Source organism: Clostridium sp. FP2, from assembly GCF_011065955.2.
GTDB classification, from domain to species: Bacteria; Bacillota; Clostridia; order Clostridiales; family Clostridiaceae; genus Clostridium_AD; species Clostridium_AD tagluense.
The window spans coordinates 3,856,046-3,876,377 of the sequence record NZ_JAAMNI020000001.1; the positions used below are offsets into that span (position 1 = coordinate 3,856,046).

At 30.8% G+C, this 20,332-nt stretch carries 16 protein-coding genes; 4 read left to right on the plus strand and 12 right to left on the minus strand.

Features of this window, described 5'->3' with window-relative positions:
* Nucleotides 1-201 precede the first annotated feature (201 nt).
* Both ade and G9F71_RS18455 read right to left on the minus strand, forming a co-directional pair.
* Nucleotides 202-1,920: an adenine deaminase gene (gene ade, locus G9F71_RS18450; RefSeq protein ID WP_224626483.1), complete on the minus strand. Its 1,719-nt coding sequence runs from the start codon at nt 1,918-1,920 to the stop codon at nt 202-204.
* A gap of 123 nt (nt 1,921-2,043) precedes the next feature.
* Nucleotides 2,044-2,721, minus strand: a complete 678-nt coding sequence (locus tag G9F71_RS18455) for a ribonuclease H-like domain-containing protein (protein WP_164949256.1) — start codon at nt 2,719-2,721, stop codon at nt 2,044-2,046.
* A gap of 237 nt (nt 2,722-2,958) precedes the next feature.
* Here G9F71_RS18455 and G9F71_RS18460 point away from each other — a divergent pair, with 237 nt between their 5' ends.
* Genes G9F71_RS18460 through G9F71_RS18470 form a run of 3 tightly spaced genes read left to right on the plus strand, consistent with a single transcriptional unit; the run spans nt 2,959 to nt 5,203 of the window.
* On the plus strand, nt 2,959-3,177 hold the full coding sequence (locus tag G9F71_RS18460; protein ID WP_125006142.1) for a ferrous iron transport protein A: 219 nt from the start codon (nt 2,959-2,961) through the stop codon (nt 3,175-3,177).
* Between the two features lie 34 nt (nt 3,178-3,211).
* The gene (gene feoB, locus G9F71_RS18465; RefSeq protein ID WP_164949228.1) at nt 3,212-4,975 is read left to right on the plus strand and encodes a ferrous iron transport protein B; all 1,764 of its coding nucleotides are present in this window, start codon (nt 3,212-3,214) and stop codon (nt 4,973-4,975) included.
* A gap of 60 nt (nt 4,976-5,035) precedes the next feature.
* Nucleotides 5,036-5,203 (plus strand): FeoB-associated Cys-rich membrane protein, encoded by a 168-nt coding sequence (locus G9F71_RS18470; RefSeq protein ID WP_164949229.1) that lies wholly within the window; start codon nt 5,036-5,038, stop codon nt 5,201-5,203.
* A 43-nt stretch (nt 5,204-5,246) separates the two neighbouring features.
* Here G9F71_RS18470 and G9F71_RS18475 read toward each other — a convergent pair whose 3' ends face one another.
* From G9F71_RS18475 to G9F71_RS18490, 4 genes are all read right to left on the minus strand, one after another.
* Nucleotides 5,247-5,951, minus strand: a complete 705-nt coding sequence (locus G9F71_RS18475) for a ribonuclease H-like domain-containing protein (RefSeq protein ID WP_125006136.1) — start codon at nt 5,949-5,951, stop codon at nt 5,247-5,249.
* Nucleotides 5,952-6,152: 201 nt separating this feature from the next.
* Nucleotides 6,153-7,862 carry an arginine--tRNA ligase gene (gene argS / locus G9F71_RS18480; RefSeq protein WP_125006134.1) on the minus strand — a complete coding sequence of 570 codons (1,710 nt, stop codon included), beginning with the start codon at nt 7,860-7,862 and terminating at the stop codon, nt 6,153-6,155.
* Between the two features lie 474 nt (nt 7,863-8,336).
* Nucleotides 8,337-9,776 (minus strand): N-acetylglucosamine-specific PTS transporter subunit IIBC, encoded by a 1,440-nt coding sequence (gene nagE, locus G9F71_RS18485; protein ID WP_164949230.1) that lies wholly within the window; start codon nt 9,774-9,776, stop codon nt 8,337-8,339.
* A 222-nt stretch (nt 9,777-9,998) separates the two neighbouring features.
* Nucleotides 9,999-12,068 carry a thioredoxin domain-containing protein gene (locus G9F71_RS18490; protein WP_164949231.1) on the minus strand — a complete coding sequence of 690 codons (2,070 nt, stop codon included), beginning with the start codon at nt 12,066-12,068 and terminating at the stop codon, nt 9,999-10,001.
* Nucleotides 12,069-12,319: 251 nt separating this feature from the next.
* Between G9F71_RS18490 and G9F71_RS18495 the strand changes: the two genes are divergently transcribed.
* Nucleotides 12,320-12,643: a CC/Se motif family (seleno)protein gene (locus G9F71_RS18495; RefSeq protein ID WP_164949232.1), complete on the plus strand. Its 324-nt coding sequence runs from the start codon at nt 12,320-12,322 to the stop codon at nt 12,641-12,643.
* A 149-nt stretch (nt 12,644-12,792) separates the two neighbouring features.
* On the opposite strand, the gene G9F71_RS18500 is transcribed toward G9F71_RS18495, so the two are convergent.
* The 6 genes from G9F71_RS18500 to G9F71_RS18530 all read right to left on the minus strand — a co-directional run bounded on the left by G9F71_RS18500 (nt 12,793) and on the right by G9F71_RS18530 (nt 20,084).
* On the minus strand, nt 12,793-13,125 hold the full coding sequence (locus G9F71_RS18500) for a GNAT family N-acetyltransferase (RefSeq protein ID WP_164949233.1): 333 nt from the start codon (nt 13,123-13,125) through the stop codon (nt 12,793-12,795).
* A 72-nt stretch (nt 13,126-13,197) separates the two neighbouring features.
* Entirely contained in the window at nt 13,198-14,268 is a 1,071-nt protein-coding gene (locus G9F71_RS27630; protein ID WP_164949234.1) for a M23 family metallopeptidase, read from the minus strand.
* Between the two features lie 193 nt (nt 14,269-14,461).
* Complete coding sequence (locus tag G9F71_RS18515) at nt 14,462-14,737, minus strand: CD3324 family protein (protein WP_164949235.1); 276 nt, start codon at nt 14,735-14,737, stop codon at nt 14,462-14,464.
* Between the two features lie 274 nt (nt 14,738-15,011).
* Nucleotides 15,012-15,752 carry a PD-(D/E)XK nuclease family protein gene (locus G9F71_RS18520; RefSeq protein ID WP_164949236.1) on the minus strand — a complete coding sequence of 247 codons (741 nt, stop codon included), beginning with the start codon at nt 15,750-15,752 and terminating at the stop codon, nt 15,012-15,014.
* Nucleotides 15,746-18,010: an ATP-dependent helicase gene (locus tag G9F71_RS18525; protein ID WP_164949237.1), complete on the minus strand. Its 2,265-nt coding sequence runs from the start codon at nt 18,008-18,010 to the stop codon at nt 15,746-15,748. Before G9F71_RS18525 ends, G9F71_RS18520 begins: the two co-directional genes overlap by 7 nt.
* Nucleotides 17,961-20,084: a hypothetical protein gene (locus G9F71_RS18530; protein WP_164949238.1), complete on the minus strand. Its 2,124-nt coding sequence runs from the start codon at nt 20,082-20,084 to the stop codon at nt 17,961-17,963. Before G9F71_RS18530 ends, G9F71_RS18525 begins: the two co-directional genes overlap by 50 nt.
* Nucleotides 20,085-20,332 lie beyond the last annotated feature (248 nt).

A 20,332-nucleotide genomic window follows, 5' to 3' on the forward strand; every position in this document is an offset into this window, starting at 1 on the left:
TCTAACACCACAAATACCATCCACAGACCTAATTACCCAAATTATGCCTTAGTGACTTTTAAAATTCTGCCCACTTTTTTTAAATTATAAACATAGATTTATAATTATTTTTTACCTGCTAAAAAGTTAACTATGTCCTTAAATTGACAACAAAAAAACACACTCCTATTGAATATAGAAATGTGTTTAGAAATAATCAGCTTATTTTTTATTTTCCTCATTATCTGACATGAGTTCTATAAACTCATGTTTATTATAGTGAAACAATCCCCTTGAAGTAATTTTAACTTCTGGTATTACTGGAAGTGCCATAAAAGATAAGGTTATAAAAGGATCATATTCATCTCGCACTCCAAAGTTTCTAGCTATTCTACTAAGCCTCTTTAGATTTTCTGCCACCATATAGGGTGTTTCAAAGGTCATTATTCCGCCAATTGGCAAGTTTAATTGTGCAATAACCTTTCCCTCAGAAACCATGGCTATACCCCCACCACTAGTAACAAGCGTATTAACAGCTACCTCCATGTCCTTATCATTATCTCCCACCACTATAACATTATGAGAATCATGAGCTATTGTTTGTGCTATGGAGCAATGTTTTAAACCTAAGCCTTCTATAAACGCAACAAAATGCTTACCTGTATTATGATGCCTTTCTATTACTGCTATTTTTAATATATCTTTTTCCATTGTTCTCTTTATATATCCAAATTCATTTTCTATTTTTTTCTTCACTAATTTAGTTTGCAGAGAATTTGGAATTAACTTTATTACATTTATATGTTCTACCCTATTTTTAACTTTGAAAATGTCACTATTTATGAAATCCATATGCATTGATGAATTTATCTTTAAGTTAAAATATTTTTTATCCTGCAGTTCTGAATACACTTTACCATTTTTTATAATTTTTTTTATATTTAAACCCTTTAAATCTTCAAATAGCACTAAATCTGCTTTATAACCTGGGGCTATAGCACCCCTATCCACTAACCCATAACACTTTGCTGCATTATGCGAGGCCATTATAAATGCCTTTATAGGACTCAGTCCTTGTTTTATAGAAACTCTAATACAGTTATCTATAGATCCAATTTCTAGTAAGTCATCTATATGCCTATCATCCGTGCAAAATAAAAATCTTCCAAAATTACGATTATTAACAGCAGGAAGTATGTCTTTTAAATTTCTTGCTGCAGATCCTTCTCTTAGCATAACGTACATTCCTTTGCTAACTTTATGTGCGGCTTCCACAATATTAGTACATTCATGATCTGTTCTTATACCACAGCTTAAGTAAGCATTTAGCTCCCTCTGTGAAATATTAGGGCAATGCCCGTCAATATGTTTATGCTTTGCCATGTCTATTTTTTTTAAAATATTTTCATCTAAATTTACAACTGCAGATACGTCCATTACCTCGCCAAGGCCTAATACTCTATTATCATTTATTAATTCTTCTAAATCTTCAGAATTAAGGGTGTATCCACTATCCTCAATTTTTATTGCTGGTACACAAGATGGTAACATAAAAAAAATATCTATAGGGGTTTCCTTACTATTCTTTAGCATAAAACGAATACCATCCATTCCATCTATATTAGCCATTTCATGTGGATCTGCTATTATCGTAGTTACACCTTTTTTAATTACCACCTCTCCAAACTGCTGTGGCATAACCATAGAGGACTCCATGTGTACATGTGCATCAATAAAACCTGGGGTCACATATAAATCATTACAATCAATTTCAGCATCCCCCGTGTATTCCCCAATACCTACAATAGTATCCCCAACTATTGCAATATCTCCTCTATCTATACTTTCAGTAAACACATTAATAAAATTTGCATTTTTAAGCACTAAATCTGCCTTAGCCCTTCCCATAGCTACATCAATGTTTCTCTTAACTCCATCCACACTCTCTCCCCCTTCAATATTTTTCATACGCCTTATATTAAATTATTACGGAAAGGGTCTTAGTATGCCTTTTTACTTACTAAAAAATTCAGATTATGATTTTTTTGCAAATAAAAAACACAGCTATTGCTGTGCCGTGATTTCTTCAGTTTTTAAATTTATTCTATTGTACCAATCTATATAGATATAAAATAAACTGACAACGTCCTGTTGATTATATAATAGTATTTTATCTTTTTTCTCTTGAGGCATTCTATTTATATAGTCATCATCTTTTACTATTTTACCAAAGGTTTTAGCTAAATTAGATCCACTTATTAATTCACTTTCGCGATCAATATCAAATTTTTTTTCTAAAGCCTTAAGGCCAATGCAAGTTCCTTCAGCTTTTTCATAACATTTTTGCAAATCTATTTCCCCAAAATATCCTTGTAATAAAAAATCTGTTTTATGTGCTTTTAATAAATAATTTATAACTGTAAAATCATTGTTTCCTGAAAATGTAACGATGTATTTTTTATTATACTTCATTTTCATTTCTTCAAAATAATTTTTAGCTAAAGATAATATTTCTATAGCATCTTTTTTATTTTCCGCCATATATTGAGTAACCTTTAATTCTTTTGAAATTTCATCATAAACGCAACACCCAAAAACTCCAATACATATGGGCTTTTTATAAATGTAATGTTCTAAATCAAAAAACAATGCATCTTTAAAGAGTTGTTTATTTCCGTCTATGGTAAGTGAGCTTTCCATAGAAATTTCTCCTACTTTAACAGTACTAAGTTTTGTAATCACAATATCACTCTTTTCTACTAAGTTTACTAAGTTTCTTAGCAAGTTTACTACAGAACAAACTCATAAATTTGCATATATCTAACTTAAAACTCTGCTTCCTCTATTTTATCACAATTCCACTATTATATGAAATCATTTTAAAAATTTTGTTGAATTCCCCTGCTATTTTACATTGACACCAATTTATAATAATGTTAAAATGATATTGAGAATTATTTTCATTAAGGAGTGATTATTATGAGTATCTATGATTTAAAACCAGGAGATAAAGCGCTAATTCATTCAGTTTGTGGTGATGAAAAATTTGCTAAACGATTACTAGCATTGGGATGCATAGAAGGTACTGAAGTAACTTTAAAAGCTACCGCCCCTTTAGGCGATCCTATAATTATAAGTTTACGTGGTTTCAATTTAGCTATTAGAAAAAATGACGCTAAAAATATAAAAATAGCATAATTATTGTACGAAAGACATAATGAGGAGGATTTGAATGATCACTGCTGCACTACTAGGTAATCCTAACGTTGGTAAAACAACTCTATATAATGCACTTACAGGTTCTAACCAATACGTAGGTAATTGGGCGGGAGTAACAGTCGAAAAAAAAGAAGGCTTTATCGATAATAAAATTAAAATTGTTGATTTGCCTGGTATTTATGCAATGGATACTTATTCAAATGAAGAAAAAGTTTCCAAAGATTTTTTGCAAAATGGTAATGTGGATGTAATTATTAATATTGTAGATGCATCCAGTCTTGATAGAAATCTATATCTTACTACGCAATTAAAACAATTTAACAAACCAATAATTTTAGTGTTAAACATGGTGGATGTAGCAATAGCTAAGGGTTTAGATATTAATTATGAGCTCTTATCGCAAAAACTAGGTGTAACAGTAATACCTATAATAGCTTCAAAGAATAAGGGGATTTCTGATGTTCGAGATTGCCTACTTAAAGAAGATTATATTACCAACTCTTCAAATAGCCTAAAATTCAAAGATGAAAAAGAAACTTATGCATACATTGAAGTTTTACTGAAATCAATCACCCATAAAAAAAGTGATAACAAAGTTTCTATTTCAGAAAAAATAGATAAAGTTGTGCTTAATCGAATAATCGCTTACCCCCTATTTTTCGGAAGTTTATTTTTAATTTTTATGTTTACTTTCAGCTGGGTAGGACAACCTTTAGCTGATTTTCTAGATACCTTGCTTAATGATTCTTTTGTTCCATTTTTAAAAAATCTACTTGCCAGTAACAGCCCTTGGTTTTCTTCATTATTAATTGACGGTATCGTAGGCGGAGTAGGTTCCGTAATAGTATTTTTGCCAGTTATATTGGCATTATTCTTAGGTATTTCATTTTTAGAAGACAGTGGTTACATGGCAAGAGCTGCTTTTATAATGGATAAGCTAATGAGGAAAATGGGTTTATCAGGTAAAGCTTTTATTCCATTAATTGTTGGTTTCGGTTGTTCTGTTCCAGCTATAATGTCTGCTAGAACTTTAGAGAGTGAAAAAGACAGAAAACTAACTGCACTTTTAGTACCTCTTATGTCTTGCAATGCTAGGCTTCCAGTTTATGCACTCTTTGCATCAGTATTTTTTCCTGGAAAGCAAACCATTGTGGTATTTTCATTATACCTAATGGGTATTACTTTAGCCTTTGGAATTGGTATCTTATTTAAACACACATTGTTTAAAAAAGATGAAGAACCTTTCATTATAGAATTGCCTGAATATAAATTACCAGAACCAAAAAGCTTATTAATTCATACTTGGGAAAAAGGTAAAGGTTTCTTAAAGAAAGCTGGTACTATAATCTTTTCAATCTCAGTAATAGTATGGTTTTTATCAAATTTCAACACTACAGGCATGGTTGATATAAACTCTAGCTTTTTAGCTGCTATTGGAAAATTTATAAACCCAATATTTATTCCACTTGGATTTGGTTCTTGGCAAAATTCCATAGCACTATTAACTGGTCTTATGGCTAAAGAAGTAGTTGTAGGTACCATGGGAGTTATATATGGTAGCAATTTAACACATGTATTACCTAATTTTTTTACTCCTCTATCAGCTTATAGTTTCCTCGCTTTCGTATTACTTTACACTCCTTGTGTATCAGTAATAGCGACTATGAAAAAAGAGTATGGAAATAGAATGGCAATCTTTTCCGTAGCTTATCAATTAATATTAGCATGGGTGGTTTCTTTTATAATATTTAATGTAGGTAGTATTATAATAAGATAATAAAAAGGGGCTATTTAAAATCGCAGCCTCTAGTATAAAATATAGTGAGGTGAGGTGCCAATGGAATTTATTATTGTTTCTGTAATTGTTATTGTAGCTGGATATATCTTATATTCTAATATAAAAAAACAAGCAAAGGGTGATTGTGGTTGTGGAAATGGATGCAAGGGTTGTAGCCACACCTGCGAGATAAAATCTTCTGCTAAGAATGATGACAAAATTAAATAAAAAATAGTCCTATAGTACATAAATGTATTATAGGACTGTTTTTTTATAGTTGGCTATTCACCACTTTTAGTGGCTGATTTGTGTTTATATTATTATTTAAAAGTGACATTTGTTTTTTTTCTGATTTTTCTTTCCTTTTTAAATCCAAATTATTTTCAATAATGTCAATCACTTTGAAAATTTTAGGCAAGTTTAGGACATCTTCGTAATTGTGAAGCATGAGGATTTCTTTTAATTTTTCATCATGTTTTACTAGGTACTCATTATATATTTCAACGCTCCTAGCTCCATTTATTTCATCTCGCCTTTTAATACCCGCAAACTTCTCTACACTTTTTAAACTACAATTCTTCATTCCCATCTTTTTATGGAATGGTCTTATAATCTTAAACAAGTCAATATGTTCACTAGGCAGTCTAAACCCAAGATTGTGTCTATTCATCTTTCTAATTACGAAAGGTTCATCAAAAGCTGTACCATTATAAGAACACCATTTTTCAAAATTGTTCATAGATTTTTTTAGTTCTTTCAAAATGCTCTCCTCTTCACAAGGCGATTCTGCAAAATATTGAACAACTTTAAATTGATCTTCTTTTAAGTAATATCCCAAAGATATCAATACTATTCTATCACGTTCAAAATCAAAACCTGTAGCCTCAATATCCAAATACGCAATAGTATCCATCTTATATTTTCTAAAAATCTCCTTGGGTAAAGTAACGTTAATTTCATATTCTTTGATAAACATAGTTCCCCCTAATCTATAAAAAAAGAAAAGTATTACAACAAATGTTTTTCTATTTGCTAAGTAATTCTAAATAAATTTTACATTTTTCTATATTTTAATAATACATTAAAAACAAGGTTATTGCAAATCATTGCAATAATAAACAAACAAATAAATAATATGTCTGCATCTTATTTATTTGTTTGTACCTAAGCTACTCTATTACATTCTATCTACTACTTCTATACCTATAAGGTTTAATGCATTCTTGATTACTTGGCAAGTAGCTTCTACCATCTTAATCTTAGCTTTTTTATTAGATTCATCTTCTAAATTAGCTATATTATGCTGGTTGTAGAATTTATTAAAGGATTTAGCTACCTCAATAACATATCTTGTAACCATAGATGGTTCTAATTTATCAATGGCATACATAATTGAGTTTTGGAATCCTTCTAACTGTTTCACAAGTTCAAATTCTTCTTTAGAATTTAATTTATTGTAATCAAGCTCTACATCAGAGATAATCCCATTGCTATTTTCTTCAACTTTTCTTAATATGCTTTTTGCTCTTGCATAAGTATATTGAACATATGGACCTGTTTCTCCATCAAAGCTAAGCATTTCTTCCCAATTAAAAACAATATCTCTTTCTCTGTGGTTTTTTAAATAAGTGAATATGATAGCACCTATTCCTACTTTTTTAGCTACCTCTTCTTTGTTTTCTAGTTCTGGATTTTTTACATTTATTATTTCAAGAGTTTTCGCCACCGCTTCGCTTAATAGCTCATCTAAGAAAATAACATCACCTTTTCTTGTAGATAATTTTTTATCTGCAAATCTTACAGTTCCAAATGGTACATGCACACAATCATCTGCCCACTCATTGCCCATAAGCTTTAATGTAGTAAATACTTGCTTAAAATGAAGAGCTTGATCTTTTCCAACTACATAAATATTTTTATGAAAATCATAAGTCTTCTTTCTGTAAGTTGCTGCTGCTAAATCACGTGTTGCATAAATTGTAGCTCCATCTGATTTTTTAATTATGCAAGGTGGTATATTGTACTCATCCAGCATTACAACCTTAGCTCCATTACTTTCTACAAGTAGACCCTTTGCCTCTATGTCTGCAATTACATCTTCCATTTTGTCACAGTAAAAACTTTCTCCGGCGTAAGAATCAAATTTAACATTTAGTGTTTCATAAAGTTTTTTAAACTCCACTAGGCTTAAGTCTCTAAATTTAGTCCAAAGCTGAACTTCCTCTGCTCTGCCATCTTCTAATCTCTTGAAGTACATTTTTGCTTCATCATTAAGTGCTGGGCAAGTTTCAGCCTCTTCATGGAATTTAACATAAATTCTTAATAATTCTTTAATAGGCTCTTTTTCTAAAGTTTCCTCGTCTACCCAGTTTTTATAAGCGTAAATAAGCTTACCAAATTGTGTTCCCCAATCACCAAGATGATTGACTCCAGTACAATTATATCCTTCAAAAGAAAGTATCTTATATAAAGAACTACCGATAACTGTGGTGAATAAATGTCCTACATGGAATGGCTTTGCTATATTAGGTGATGAATATTCTACTATCATATTCTTACCTTCACCCATTTTAGAAGAGCCGTAGTTTTCTCCATCTTTTAATATTTTTTCTATAGTAGCTTTAATAAATGCTCCTTTGTCTAAAAAGAAGTTTACGTAAGGACCAAAACACTCTATTTTTTCAAAACCCTCTGTCTCAATTTTTTCTTTTAAATCATTAGCTATTGCATTAGGTGCTTTTTTCATGGTTTTTGCTAACTGGAAACAAGGAAAAGCAAATTCTCCCATTTCAGGTTTTGGTGGTATTTCAATTAAATTCTCTATTGTTTCTATGTCGAGTTCCACCAATTGTTTTATTCTTTCCGCAACTATTTTTTTATAATCCATATTATTTCCCTCCTGTTTTGCTCTGGAGCCGAAAACAATTATTAATTGTTTTCCCTCCTGATTTTAGAACCCATATGTTTTCTAATATAACAAAAAACCCATCTCTAAATAAAGAGACGGGTTATATTTCCGCGGTACCACTCTAGTTGACTATAAAGTCCACTCAATATTTTAACGCTCTTCGCGGCATGCCCTATAAGAGTCAAAAGTTATTTCTTCTAACTAGTTCAGGTAGCTCCTCCAAGGTTCTTTTCCTAAAATTAATCTGATTAATTTTGTTAAATAGCTGCCCATTTAACTTCCTATACCTTACAAGGCTTACACCATACCCTTGCTCGCTTTAAGATTAATAAGAAAGTACTATCCTTTTCATAGAATTTAGTTATTATATATTAATTTCATATTACAACATATTATATTACTACTAGTATATTGTTGTCAACTTTTTTAATATCATAATTAAATTATATTTTTTTACTTACATAATTTTTTAAATTCATCTGCTACAAATTGAACTTTTGTTCCAACAATAACTTGTAAACTTGTTTTACCAGGTCTCATTACTCCCATTGCACCTGAGGATTTAATGATTTTTTCATTTACATTTACCTGATCTTTAATTTCTAAACGTAATCTAGTTACACAATTATCAATAGATACTACATTTTCTTTTCCACCAACACCTTCTAATATAATAGATGCTATTTGTGTAAAATCATTATTTGCAAGTTTTACATTCATTTCTGCCTCTTTATCATCTTCTTCTCTACCAGGCGTTTTCAAATTAAATTTTGTAATTGCAAAACGGAATGTAATATAATAAATAACAGCGAATGCTAACCCAATTGGAATCAGCAAAATTGGATTTTCAGCCATAGGAGCCTTAAAGCTTAGAAACCAATCTACAAAACCTGCACTAAAATTAAATCCAGCTCTCACCGGTAACGATGCACATACGAAAGCAGAAATACCTGTTAAACCAGCATGAATTAAAAATAGACCTGGAGCTAAAAACATGAAAGCAAATTCTAATGGTTCTGTAACACCAGTGAAGAAGGAAGATATTGCTCCTGCTAATAATAACCCATATACCATTTTCTTCTTTTTGTCTTTAGCTGTATGATACATAGCGAGTGCTCCTGCTGGCAGCCCAAACATCATTACAGGGAAGAATCCAGTCATATACATACCAGTTACCCCTAATGTTCCTTTACCTGACCAGAAGTTACCAATATCATTAATTCCAGCTACATCAAACCAAAATACAGTATTAAGTGCATGGTGAAGACCAGTTGGTAATAATAGTCTATTAAAAAACGCATAAATACCTGCACCAATAGCACCTGTAGATATAATTGACTTTCCAAAAGCTACTAATGCTCCATAAACTATAGGCCATATAAAGAATAAAATAATGGCTGCAAAAATTGACGCCCCAGCCGTTACAATAGCAACACTTCTTTTTCCACTAAAGAAACCTAAAGCATCTGGTAATTTAGTGCCTTTAAATCTATTGTAACAACTAGCACCAATTAAACCTGCTAAAATACCAACAAATTGTGTTTCAATATGACTAAACGCTGCTGGTACTGCTGCAACTTTAATAACTTTAAACATTGCTACAGCCGCTGGAGATAATAAAGTGGTAATCATAAGCCATGAAACAAGACCTGCTAGCCCCGCTGTGCCGTCATTATCATCTGACATTCCAACAGCTACACCAATTGCAAATAAAATTCCCATATTCTTAATTAGTGAATTACCTGCTGTTATTAAGAACGCTGCAGCTACGTTGTTTGCTCCCCATCCTGTAGGATCAATCCAATAACCAATACCCATTAAAATGCTTGCAACAGGTAGACAAGCTACTGGAAGCATTAATGATTTACCTAATTTTTGTAGATACTTCATCATAATAAAATTCCTCCCCCTATTTCTTTAAATTTATTTTAAGGATTTGTTCCATCCTTAATTTCACAATAAATTTTTTAATAAAAAAAGCCGAAAAAGATAATTAATATTATCCTTTTCAGCTTTTGCCCGAATTTAATCGGTTACACGCTAAATAAAAGTTTCTATACACCTATGATACTATATTACATATATATAATCAATACTTTTTTTAATTATAGTAAATTAATTAATATCCTTAATACACTCTGAGAACTTTTTCAAATCAGTAATGGGCTCTATGCAAGAGAAATTCTCACAAACATAAGCAGTAGTTTTTCCCTGCAATGGTATATGTGCTTTTATTTCAGGATTTATAGAATTTAACTTTTCATCACCAGTGTTTAACACTACTGTAGCAAAAGGTAGATAATTGCTATTAATCTCTTTAATCATAGCCCTTGTTTCCACGTCCTCCTCTTTTCCTGCAACTATAATGTCTTTCCCTGGTACCCTACTATATAATAGTGCCGTCATAAAATAAGCATGAGCACTTTCTATAGTTTTAACCTTTGAAGCAAAAACTTCAAATTGCCTATCCGCCTCATTTCTGAGTTCACTATTAGCAGTTAATCTAGCAAGCCTTAACATATTTAAAGTAGCTACTGAGTTACCTGAGGGCACTGCACCATCGTATATATCTTTAGGCCTAACAATTAATTCTTCTCCGTCGATTCCATATAAAAACAATCCACCCTGATCTTCATCTTTAAATAGCTTAAGCATATTATCATTAAGTTCTAGCGCTTTAATTAAATATTTTACATTAAAAGTGGCTTCATATAATTCAATTAGTGCACTCACTGTGAAAGCATAGTCTTCCAAATAGCCTAAGTGAGCTATTTCACCATCCCTATATCTAGCCATTAATCTCCCTTTTTCATTAATCATATTACTTAAGATAAAATCCATAGCTTTTTGCGCCTGCTTAATATAACTACCATTATCAAAAACCCTTCCTCCATAAGCCAGCGCCGCAATCATAAGTCCATTCCAAGAGGTTAATATCTTGTCATCCTTGTAGGGATGAATTCTTCTTTCTCGATATTCAAAAAGCTTTTGTCTCATTTTTTCTAATTTTTGTTGCAGCTCATCATTTAGCTTAGAGCTACTATCCATACCTATGAGGTTTGGAATATTCCTACCTTCAAAATTCCCCTTTGCAGTTATATCATAGTGGTCGCAATAGGTTTTATAAAATTGCTCACCTAAAACTAAGCCCACTTCCTTTAATGTTAATAGATAAAATTTACCCTCGATGCCTTCACTATCTGCATCTTCAGCGGAATAAAAAGCCCCTTCTTTTGACGTCATATCCCTAAGTATATAAGTAAATATTTTTTCAGCTACTCCTTTGTAGAATACATTACCTGTAGCTTCAAAAGCCTCCACATATACCGCAGCTAAAAGTGCATTATCATATAACATTTTCTCAAAATGAGGTGCTAACCATTTCTCATCTGTAGAATACCTTGAGAAGCCAAAACCAATATGGTCAAAAATTCCACCCTCATACATGGCTTCCAGTGTTTTTTCTACTATTTCTAATGCTTTAGGCTCATTATAATTTTTCCAATATCTTAACAAAAATCGTAAATTGTGAGGCGCTGGAAATTTTGGAGAAGAACCAAATCCACCATAATTCGCATCAAAGACACTGTTGAAACTATTATATGCATTATGTATTTCTTCTTCTCCTATTTCCTCCCTATTAACCAATGCATCAATGCCTTTTATGTGCTCTACTATTCTTTCACTGGATTTTACAATATCCTCTCTTTTCTCATTCCACTGCTGCGCAAGAGAGTTCAGTATATCCATTATCCCCGGCATTCCATATCTACTTTCCACTGGGAAATAAGTACCTGCATAAAAAGGTTTTTTATCTGGAGTCATAAAAATAGTTAAAGGCCATCCACCACTTCCTGTTAATGCTTGACATACCGTCATATAAATACTGTCTATATCTGGGCGTTCTTCCTTATCTACCTTTATAGCAACAAAATACTTATTTAAAATAGCTGCTACTGCTTCATTTTCAAAGGATTCTTTTTCCATTACATGACACCAATGACAAGTGCTATAACCTATGCTGACAAATATAGGTTTGTTATCCTGCTTTGCTTTTTCAAAAGCATCCTCACCCCATGGATACCAGTCTACAGGGTTATATGCATGTTGCAGAAGATATGGAGACTTTTCATTGATTAATCTGTTAGGTTTTCTATTTTGTTTTGTAGTGCCTAATTTAGTCATAGCTACAACAACTCCTATCAAATATGCGTTAACAATATTATGCCCAAGGTAACTACTTTAAGTCCCTAAATAATCACTCTATGCTATTCTGTTTTTCTCTCTCGACGGAGAATAGTTTTGACGACCTAACTTCTATGTCTTACCTTTTACTTTGCTGTGTACCACAAGTTTTTATACATTCAGCGGAATGTGAGTTATAATATGTTTAATTACTTTAAAAATAAAAAACTCAAGGAAAAGGGTGTCTTATTATGAATATAGAAATTAAGCATGGTGTTAAAAAATATTTATATGAAAAAAATGTTCAAGATGTTTATATAGAAATGGAGAATAGAGGCGGATGCTGCTCAGGACCTGTTTTTGTTCCTGTAGTCAAGTTAGGTAAACCATCTTATAACAACATGTATGACCTATTTGTCAAAGATGAATTTACATTTTACTTTCCTAAAAAAATGAGTAATGAAGAAAGTGAAAACATTACGATTAAGCTTCGAAATATTTTAGGTTATAAGTCTTTAATTGTAAATGGAATACTTGCATATAAACAAAAAACATGGGAAAAGAAAAAATACTAAAATATTTCTTTCTGCAATTATTGTAACCTAAAAAGCTATCGTATATTATTCGATAGCTTCTATTTTTATATTATCACCGTTACACTTCCAAATAATTGAGTCGATAATGATATCCTAGAAAAGTCTTTTTTCACATAAAAATCTCTTGCTTAAAATCCTAAAGTTCCAAGATGAACAAAATTAACCCCTTTTTCAAAAGATTCTTTCTCTACATTTTCAATGAGCATTGTTCCATAACTACATTTTCTAAATTCTTCTTTAACACATAACAAATTAATATATAGGGACTTAAAATTATGATATATATACCCTGTTATTCCTGCTACAACATTCCCCTCTGAATCTTTTATAACTCTAAAAATATCTTCAACTACCTGTTCTTTCTTCAATGGACCATTCTTTGCATTATATTCTTTTATTTTGTTACAAATAAAAGTTACCTCTTTTTTTGTAGCTGATTGAATAATTAAACTTTTTTCCACATTAATCTCCTCCTTATGTGGCCTTTTCTTGTCTCAGTAGCCTGTCCATTTTTCATTATCCTCTCTTTTCTTTTATTCTGCATGCACAATTATATTTTCTTCTTGTATTAAGCTAAGTTTCTCACCGGCTACATCTCTTATATTTGAAAAAGAGCAAGGTAGCCCTCTAGCTGCCAAGAAGTCCGGCCCATCCATAAGTTGAAAATGTAGGTGAGGACAATTAGATAACCCTGTATGTCCAACCTTACCTATAACTTGTCCTTGCTTTACTCTATCGCCTTTTTTTATAGTTAAACTATCTGTGACCAAGTGCCCATAAAAAGAATATTCTTCATTGGCATGTTTCAAAACTATATAATTTCCACACTGGGCTGCCAATCCATATTTATCTATAATCGGCTTTCTCTCACTCCAATCCCAAGAAGTAGTCATATTAAAGCTACGATAACAATCTACTACCTCCCCATCAGCTATTGCAAGTATTTCCTTGCCATAAACTATATAGTCCTCTTCCCGCATATTTTCCTTGTAACATAGCTTTTGGTCCGCATTATACTGAGCCATATCAAAAGCAAATTCCATTGAGTAATGTTGTCTATGGTCGGGCAAAGTATTATAATTTCCACAAGTTGAGATATTACCTTTAAGCGGAAATATATATTGATTTTTATTTTTATATTGTATTAGTGGAATTTTCAACTCCTGTACCTGCTCCTCTCCACATTTAATATAATTAACTTTTATCACCAATTCATCTATAACCTTATCTTGTACTACTATAAAATATTCATTAAATATACCTGTTTCCTGATTGGCTTCCATCTCTATGGAATTTGTATAACATTTAGGATTCCAAAAGCCTTCTTCCCCTAAAAATAATTTTGCCCCAAAACCTTCGCAAAGCCCGGTACTATTTTCTGCAAATTCTTTTATAGAATTCTCAAGTGACTTCCCCTGGTAAGTAACTTGTTTGACTAAGCTATTTGACACATATAACTCGAAATTTATATCTTTTAGTATTATATTTTCTTCTAAATCATTTTTAATCCTAAGTCCATGTAAAAGGAAATTTGATACTACTTTTCCACCTGATTCAAGTGCCATATTAATAATAAAATCTTTTGGAATTGTACTTATTTTCATTATAATCCTCCAACTATATATAATAGATTATTTTTATTGACTATTAATATTTCGTTTATTTTACCATCGGTTTCACCACTTTCTTAAACTTCTATTTAAATGATATCACTAGGCACATCAGCGTCTCAACCTATAACATTTTTCTGAAACGAAAATGCGCCACTCAGCTTTCGCTTTATGGCGCATTTTTTTATTAACTTGCTCTTTTCATTATCAGAATAATTTTTTGTATACTTTTGAGAGATAAATAATACATTTCAGAAAGAACTTTTACAGAAATACCCTCTTCGTATGTTTTATAAATATCTGCATTTCTCGCAGAAATTTTCTCTTTACTTTTGGTGGTTTGTCCCCAAAGCTTTCTGTTGCATTCCTTTTTAGGAATATAAATGTATTCACCCTCTACATATTTTTGAATTAAATCCAATACTTCCTTTGGCAACACATCTGTTGCTTTAATATAGCTCATAGTATGCTCCTCCTAAATACAATTTGATTTTAGGATTGAGCAAAGGTTATTTCATATTTTAATTATTATGCAATAGCCTTTGCTATGCATTAACTACAGATTCGGTCATAAAGCTATCTCCCCTTTTTTCTCAGTTTACTATAAGTTTTGTTTGTTATTTCATATAGCTAATATATAAATTTAAACCATTACGTGAATATTTTACCATAAATTATACTATAGTAGCAACCTACACTTATAATTTTTCATTACTTGTTTATTATTTCAATGCACACTACACAAAAGCATCACATACCTGAGTATTACCAGCGAATTCACAATACTTGCACTGCTTACTATACAATTCAATATTAAAATCTAAACTAAAATCATAATTATCCAATCTGCGTGTTAGCTCCATAATTTTTTCTTCATTAATTCTATGCTTACTCTCAGAATAATTAATAGTAATGATATCCTCTTTAAACTGTGGTTGCCAAAATTTCATACTTATATTTTCAAGACATATATCTCTATCAAATATTTCTAAAGACCTTTCTCCTAATATATACATATAAACAATAGCTTGCATTCTCTTACTTACTTCCTTATAATCAAGTTTCCTATTTTCTGTCTTCCAGTCCCATATTTCTATTTTATTATTTGGCTTAATAATTATTAAATCATACTTTGCTTGAATCCTAATATTATCTTTTCTCATTTTAATTTCATATTCCGGCAAATATATATTTTCATCTAAAATAGTGAATTTTTCTCGAAGTGAATTTGTAAAGTGGAGCAATTCAGTATTACTATCATTTATTACCACAGGGATATTTGAGAAATATCTTTGGGCGGTAAGATGAAAATCCAGTCCCATGTTCATATTCTCATAATAATCCTCATCGCTTATTGAATCTTTTTTCCATCTGATATTATCCAAATATTTTATTTTGAATCTAAAAGGACATTTATCAAAAGTATTTAAAAGATTTTGACTATAGTAGACATGATTTAATTTTCTAATGTCTAACATTTACCGTCACCCCTTTGGCTATTTATGTAATCTTGAAGAACATAAAAATACTTTGATGGTTTATCTTCATTCCATTTCCCTTCATTAGACTGTGTTGCCATTAAAATTAAATATTCCTTGGCCCTTGTTATCCCTACATATAAAAGTCTTATTTTTTCATTTATTATTTGTATTTTAGCTTCCTTTAATGGATCTTCACAAATATTATTACCTAGAATTTTAGCAATTTCAGCGCTACAAAGAACTGTTGGGTTTTTAAATTCATCTTTCAAATAATAATAGTCTTTAAATTTATCGGTTGTCATATATGGGTATTGATAAGATGTAATATTTAATATTAATACACAATCCCATTCTAGACCTTTAGCTTTATGACAAGTAGATACCGTTACTCTATCTGGGGATGGTTCATATCCTTCTAGGTCGTATATTATACCTGAAATATGATCTAGTATACTATTCTTTCCATCTAGCAATTGCTCTGCTACATATCCCAGGGAAAATTCACTATTATCTTTACAAGCAAATCTAACATATGCTGAAGCGGCCTCTGCCATTGCTCTATTTTCAAGACTAAAATTTAGAACATCGCTAATATGTAAAATCAGTCTATCAAAATTTGTCTGAGGATATTCAAATATTGTTTTAATTAGCTCCATGGAATTTATAAATTCTTTATACACCTTGGAGTTTAATATTTCTCCTGGAATATCCAGCTCATTTATATTATCTCCGCTTGGATACATAAGCTTTTCAACATCATAACCGCAAATAAAATCGAACAATTTTTCACTTTCTTCATTGTGCTCCTCGCAAAACACATTCTTAATTAAATCTTTAAATATAGCACTATCCTCTGGCCTTGAAATAAATTTCAGTATATATCCCAAAGTACTCGTAACCTTAATTTTTTTATCTGATTTATTTGATAACTCATCACATTCAATATTACACGCTCTAAGAATATCTGCTATTTCTCTAACTTGATTATTAAAAGGAACTAATATTGCGCAGGTTTTACTAGGGAATTTTTTTTTTAATTTAATAGCCACACGAACAGCTTTTTTAATTTCTTCTTCTTTGGAGTTACACACCATAGTGCTTATACCATAGCTATCTTGGCTAGTTTTTACTTTATCATTCAAACTTTTAATCTTTTGATCCACTAATGCAACTCTACACTTTTCTTCTCCATGTTGATTATTTGTATACCTAACTAGCTCATTTGCTAAATCAATAATATGATTTGTACTACGCCCCGCCATGAACATTTTGAACGCATTATTTGCCTTACCACAAAACTCTCTAAAAAATTCAGGGTCAGAGGCTGTAAATGTTCCCGTTATACTTTGATTAACATCCCCAACCCTTACTAAATTACCACTTTTTTCAGAAATTAAGCTTAGTATTTTCCCTTGAATTAAATTAGAGTCTTGACATTCATCCTCAAAGACAAAGGTATATTTTTTTTGTAACTTTTCTCTAACTGTGTCATCAGTTTTTAAAAGTTTATACGCAAGAATCAGCAAATCATTGTAATCTATATACCCTTCCCTTTTTAAAATTTTAATGTAAGTATCATAAATTTCAGATATATGTACTAAGATACTATTTTGATCTAATAATTTAATATCTTCTTTTAATTTTTCAGGAGAAATGTCATTTATCTTTAATTCACCAATAATTGTATCAACTGTTGTAAAAAAATCACTCCACCACTTATCTTTTTTCCCTGTATATTTATTTAGGGCTTTATCCAATATCATCCCCTTAAATACAGACTCTCCTCCCTTCCTTCGCCACATTGATATGCAATTATTTAAATATAAACTCTTATTAACATCATCCAATATTCTAAATTCCTCATTAACCCCCATTACATCTGGTCTATCTTTTAAGATTTTTAGTGCTAAACTATGAATAGTCATGACTTCATAATCGTTACTTGCATTTATCCCCTTATTTTTTAACACCCTGGAAATTCTATGCTTAAAGTTGTTAACTGCACTATTCATAAAAGTTACTATGAGTATTTTACCAGGTTTATGGACCTTATCTTTTATAATTTCACATACTAGATTACATATTATAAAAGTCTTTCCCGCTCCTGGAACCGCTGGTACTGCCATAGTTCCTTCTCGATATCCCATTATAGGCAATTGATCATCTCTATAAATTATTTCTTTAACTTCATTACTTATATCTTCATTATTCATCTCCATTGTCGATGTTCTCATCTCCATTGTCGATGTTCTCATCTCCTTTATCAATGGTTTCACCTCTTTCACTTAATATTTCTATAAGTATATCTGCAAATATACTTTCTTGCTGGTATCCACTTAAAGAATATTCACTACCATATATGTATAATTCACCTCTACATTTTCTTAAAAGGCAATTAACAACGGACATCAGAATTCCATATGCATTATTATTTTCTTTTTTTTCTGTATATATATCATCAATATCCCAATTAGTTTTTAATACATAAGAATTTGATAATTCTCCTGCATTTCTAGGACACCACATATTACTGTTAATATCTGTCCATATCTGAACCTTACTATTTAAATTAGAGGTCAAATAAGTATAAGGAGATGTTAAAACTATACTATTATCTTGTAATAATATTTCCTGAATCTCATTCATCGAATAAAATCCGCTTCCTTCGCATCGAATAAATTCAATAAACCTCTCCTCTGAAGATTTCCCCTTAAATTCTAATTTATCTAAAGTATTTATGAAACTCTCGCAGCTTTCATATAAACTTATATAGTCCTCTATATGTTCTTTAACTTTTGGTAGGATTATAAGCACTTGTGAAAATGCATTTCTAAAAAATTCACCTAAAGAACTCTTGTGATCCATTAAATTAACTTTATAATTTTCTATCCATTGTTTTAACTCATTATATTTACCTACTGCTGCGAGCCCTACTCTACCTTCAATTTCCATGCTAAGATCTTGCAGGCCACTTTCCGCTACAAAAGGATAAAGCAAGGAACCTCGAATTGCATCTAGCCTTAGCATAAAAGAAAAAAAGTTTTTATAATCTTCCTTTGTTAATCTTATACTTTTATAATCATTACACAATACTGCGAGTACTATTAAAGGGTGCAAATATTCATTGTCTATAAATCTATCCTTTTTTGAAGTCTCCATAACTGATATGCTTAATTCCTTTGCTTTTTTCTGAAGCTCATAGGAAATAATGAAATCATTAAATGGACATATTATTGCTATGTCCTTTGGCTTAAGTCCCTGATTTAATAATTCTTCAACTTTTAGTATTATTTTCTGGACCATTTCCGATCTTAGTTGTGATGACATATCTATAAACGCTGGGACATCTTCATTTATTTTTTCTGACCTATATGGCGCGTGCGCCCTGCTATCTATTACACTAGCAAGCTTAATAAAATCATCATTGCAGCAAAAATGATTATCTAAGGTAAGCTCGTGATACTCAATGTTTAGTTTACTCTTCAAATAATCAGTATTAGCTCCATAATAACTACACAGGCCGCCTTTGGGATTATAAAACAAATATGCCGTGTCCACATTATTAATAATTTTAAATATCAATTCTTGCTCTGCAGGTGGAACCTCATCTATATCGTCTACTATAAGATATTTTATATTATTTATACTAGTATATCTTGAATCATGAAGTAAATAATTATTATATAAATAAAAAGATAGTCCATAATCACAGGTGCCATTACACAATAATTTTGAGATATAATAACTAGTTACTTCATCCAATTGATTATATGTTTCTTTAATTAAGAAATCCTTTACCTCTAATGAATTATAAAGCCTAGTTCCTATTTCATCAAAAGGCACTAATGATAGTGCAGCATTATTAATATTAGAAATTAAATCTGATGCTATTTTTGAAGAAGTTGATGTTATATCTTGAAAGTATCCTTTAGATTTTCTGAAATGCTCTACCAAGGCTTTCATCGCATAATTTGTAGCATCAAAAGATGCGAACTCAGGCTTTAATATATTAATTTTTATTTCCTTACAATTCTCTACTACATAGGGCCAATAGAGTGATAATTCTCTCCTAATAAATCCGTAGTAGGAGCTCTTTCTAACATCAGAAGCGGTATTAAAAATCATATCTTTTGTCCATGTTATATTTTGATATTTATTCATAAACAAGCATAATATATTTGAGCTTTTAATGTTTTCATTTTCTATCATGTTCCTATATTTAGAAACTGCAAGAGTCGTTTTGCCACTTGCTGAATTCCCTCTAACTAAGATACATTTCTGACTAAATTTATTTTCATTTAATTTATTGTGGGCTTCTGTATAGTTCATAATATCAACTCCATGTAATCCATTATTTTTATGATTTCTATAAATGAGCAAATTTCATAACATATTTTGGGAACAAGAAAAAAGAGCACAAAAATAGACATTTTCGCCATCATAAGGTATTATATTACTGCTAAGAAATATAACTAAAGGATGGATAAAAATGCCTACAGAAAATAATATACCATATGATAAATCAATTGACAACTTTATTATGCAAATTAGAATCTTACTTTATTTCTTCACGGGCA

Bases quoted from the DNA above. Each gene is read 5' to 3' on its own strand.
- G9F71_RS18530 (WP_164949238.1), bottom strand. From the start codon at position 20,084: ATGAACTATACAGAAGCCCACAATAAATTAAATGAAAATAAATTTAGT.
- G9F71_RS18520 (WP_164949236.1), bottom strand. From the start codon at position 15,752: ATGTTAGACATTAGAAAATTAAATCATGTCTACTATAGTCAAAATCTT.
- G9F71_RS18525 (WP_164949237.1), bottom strand. From the start codon at position 18,010: ATGAGAACATCGACAATGGAGATGAGAACATCGACAATGGAGATGAAT.
- G9F71_RS18460 (WP_125006142.1), top strand. From the start codon at position 2,959: ATGAGTATCTATGATTTAAAACCAGGAGATAAAGCGCTAATTCATTCA.
- feoB (WP_164949228.1), top strand. From the start codon at position 3,212: ATGATCACTGCTGCACTACTAGGTAATCCTAACGTTGGTAAAACAACT.
- G9F71_RS18470 (WP_164949229.1), top strand. From the start codon at position 5,036: ATGGAATTTATTATTGTTTCTGTAATTGTTATTGTAGCTGGATATATC.
- G9F71_RS27630 (WP_164949234.1), bottom strand. From the start codon at position 14,268: ATGAAAATAAGTACAATTCCAAAAGATTTTATTATTAATATGGCACTT.
- G9F71_RS18490 (WP_164949231.1), bottom strand. From the start codon at position 12,068: ATGACTAAATTAGGCACTACAAAACAAAATAGAAAACCTAACAGATTA.
- G9F71_RS18515 (WP_164949235.1), bottom strand. From the start codon at position 14,737: ATGAGCTATATTAAAGCAACAGATGTGTTGCCAAAGGAAGTATTGGAT.
- G9F71_RS18495 (WP_164949232.1), top strand. From the start codon at position 12,320: ATGAATATAGAAATTAAGCATGGTGTTAAAAAATATTTATATGAAAAA.
- nagE (WP_164949230.1), bottom strand. From the start codon at position 9,776: ATGATGAAGTATCTACAAAAATTAGGTAAATCATTAATGCTTCCAGTA.
- G9F71_RS18475 (WP_125006136.1), bottom strand. From the start codon at position 5,951: ATGTTTATCAAAGAATATGAAATTAACGTTACTTTACCCAAGGAGATT.
- argS (WP_125006134.1), bottom strand. From the start codon at position 7,862: ATGGATTATAAAAAAATAGTTGCGGAAAGAATAAAACAATTGGTGGAA.